Here is a 3,066-nt window from a genome sequence, read left to right as displayed (position 1 = left end):
GGAGAAACCCGAAAAGCCTCATAATGTGAGTAGGGACGGATTGCCGAAAACGTATAGAGTAGGCATTATTTAAGCTATAACAGAGTCATGAAAAAGGGTATTTATTTGTTTACATTCGTTTTTTGTTTGGCCTTGAACGGTCAAATTTTTGCTCAGGGTTGGGAACAAGTTGGGCGTGAAGGCGACTGGAAAAATACGGCAGGAATTGTTTCGATGAATGGTTATTTGTATAGCCTTGAGAATAATGGTACACTTTTCAGAACCGATAAAACAGGACGATACGAGCAACTCGGAAAAGCTGGGAGTTTTGCTAATGTAGAATTTGGGGTAGCACTTGATGGCGAAATTTGGACAATTGAAAATGGGAATCTATACCGAAATGATGCTCGCACATTGGCTTGGATTCAGATTGGAAAATCTGGTGACTGGAAAAATACAGCCGCAGCAGCAGCAATGGATGGAAAACTATATACGATTGAAACTGATGGTACGCTTTATGAAACTTCGAAAGATGGTTCGTGGCGTCCGATAGGAAATAAGGGTGAATTTAAGGAAGTAAGTATGCTCCAAGCAATGGATAGTTATTTGTGGACGATTGAAAATGGTACTCTATACCGAACAAGTATCAAAGCCATGCGATGGGAGCAGATTAGTAAAGAAGGTGATTTTGCCGAAACGATTGCAATGGTGGCTGAGGGTGGTTTTTTGTGGAGTGTTGAGCAAGATGGCACACTGTTTAAAAATGATAAAAATGGTAATTATCAACAAGTTGGAGAGAAAGGATTGCTCAAAGACGTGAATATGATTGCAGCAATGGGTGGACGACTTTATGTAGTTGAAAATGGTACACTTTATAGAACTACCAATTAAGAATTGAGCGGTAGTTACGAAAAATACCCGCTATTTCGTAGTGGGCATTTTTCATTTATATTGAAACTGATTATAGCTTATTTGCTTTGTAAACTTTTACTAAACCATCGTTTTCGCTACTCACAACAATTAAACTTTGTTGGATTGGGCTTTTCGATGCCGAAATAAACAGAACGCCTTCGGGGGCATCGCCAGTTTTAATCATTTTTATGAATACGGGTGCAGTCGGATTTGTGATGTCGTAAACCGCAACTGCATCGACTCTTTCGAGGCCAACGTAAGCCACGAGTTTTGAGCCAACTCTGCCGATAGTAATTGCTTCTGGCTCAACTGATTTATCATCGCTTCGGGTATCATCATATACACCGAGTTCTTTGGCTTTGATGTCTAATTCGTTTTTACTATCAAAAACGAGTTGACCCGAAGTAGCATTCCAAACCGAAAACGACCTTGCTCCGAAACTATAAAGTGCATCGTAGTCGCCATCGCCATCTTTGTCGCCGAGTGTGCTTGTTACGTTCAGTCTTCCCATTTGCGTATCGCCTTTCAAAACAGCAGCATTTGGAAAAGCAACTGGGTCTAAATTTAAAGTGCCGACACGTTTTACCTCTGCAAATGCGGTATATTCACGAGAATCACCTTCGTTGGCAGTGAATAAATAGGGTGTTCCGTTGTAATTTACATGTGCAATAGCATCGGGCATATAAACACCGAAAGTTTTCCAAGAATTGAATACGCCGACTGCATTATCTCTATCACTGATGTCGATGGCATTGCCAGCAACCGAATAATCTTTGAAACCAAGTGGCGAAATTTTGGTGATAGTACCCGTAGAAATATTGATTTCGGCGATGGCATTGTTTTCTTGAAGTGTAACCCAAGCAGTTTTTGAGTCATCAGAAACCGTAATGTATTCTGGCTCAATATCTTTTACAAAATCTTTATTTGGGCCAAAAACTCTAAAACCTTTGCTTGTTAGGTCGGTTAATTGACTTACGAATGAGGAGAAATTGACAGTTTTTACTGCATAATTATTGGCCACATCAATGATTGAAATCGAACCTTCGGGGTCGTTAGTGTAAGCTGCATTGGGCTCGCCTTCATTGGCCGAAAGAATGTATTTTCCATCGGGGCTATAGGTAACCATATCGGGCAAAGCTCCGACCGTAATCACCTTTTCTTCGGCATAGGTTGAGGCATTGAAGACCACAATTTTGCCAAGAGCTTGTTTATCAAGCGATTCGATGGCAGCGGCAACTTTTCCGTTGTAAGCCGAAACACTATTTACGTAGCCACCGTAAGGTGTCATACTGATTGAGTGGATGACCGAAATACTGGCAGGATTTGAGAAATCAACAACATCAATTTTGTTTTCTTTGCCATTATTTACCGCAAATAAACGCTTGGTTGTAGGGTCAAAAGTAGTGATTTCGGCAGCTCCAGCACCACCCAAATTGAGTGAAGCAATCTCGGTATAAGAACTGAGGTCTTCGTTTACTGTAAATTCCAGGGCCGGAACTTCTTCTTTATTACAACTTAATAGAGTGGCAGCAATTACTGAAGCCAATAGGATAATTTTTTTCATTTACTTTGGTTTTTTGGCAAAAGTAAGTGTCGAAAATTAGCCTAATATTAAGTAATGGTCATCAAATTGTAAACGAGAATAAGTTGTATCAAGTCCTAAAACTGTCGATTCTTGCAGAAGAACGTGGTTCGCCCACCAACTTTTGAAATACTGATTGCTTCGCCACATTCGGGGCATTTTCCTATTAAATCTTGTTGTTGAATTCCCCAACCTCGTGCATGAATGAGGAAGTTTTTCGGGAAATCATCGTAATTTGCTTGGCAATCAATGGCGGTTTGAATAACCAATTTGATGGCTTTATGTATTTCAACTATTTCATTATCAGTTAGTTGGCTCGAAGTGCGTTCGGGATGGATTTTTGCTTGAAACAGCACGTCATCGACAATCCAATTGCCAATTCCTGCCACGGTCGATTGGTCGAGCAGCACGGATTTTATGGGTGCGTTTTTCTTCTTTAAAGTTTTACTTAATTCTTCAACCGAAATTTCGAGAGCATCTTTGTTTATTTTCTTCCGTAAAAGATATTCGTCAATGTTTTCTACGATACCGATACGCTCAAATTTTCTTGGACATAAAAATCCGAGTTTGAAGCCATTCGCAAAACGAAAAAC

2 protein-coding genes and 1 pseudogene are annotated in these 3,066 nt (G+C 40.2%); 1 reads left to right on the top strand and 2 read right to left on the bottom strand.

Annotated features, from left to right (window positions below):
* The first annotated feature begins 87 nt into the window (after positions 1–87).
* Entirely contained in the window at positions 88–870 is a 783-nt protein-coding gene (locus tag ACOVO2_RS15320) for a hypothetical protein (protein ID WP_421770821.1), read from the top strand.
* Between the two features lie 70 nt (positions 871–940).
* On the opposite strand, the gene ACOVO2_RS15315 is transcribed toward ACOVO2_RS15320, so the two are convergent.
* A complete protein-coding gene (locus tag ACOVO2_RS15315) occupies positions 941–2,455 on the bottom strand; it encodes a choice-of-anchor I family protein (protein ID WP_421770820.1) in 1,515 nt (504 codons plus the stop codon).
* 95 nt (positions 2,456–2,550) lie between these two features.
* Positions 2,551–3,066: pseudogene (locus ACOVO2_RS15310) on the bottom strand (DNA-formamidopyrimidine glycosylase); the annotation flags it as partial.

The organism is Emticicia sp., assembly GCF_049241225.1.
GTDB lineage: Bacteria > Bacteroidota > Bacteroidia > Cytophagales > Spirosomataceae > Emticicia.
Note: the sequence above shows the minus strand (reverse complement) of the source record. Positions and strands in the feature narration are given on the sequence as shown.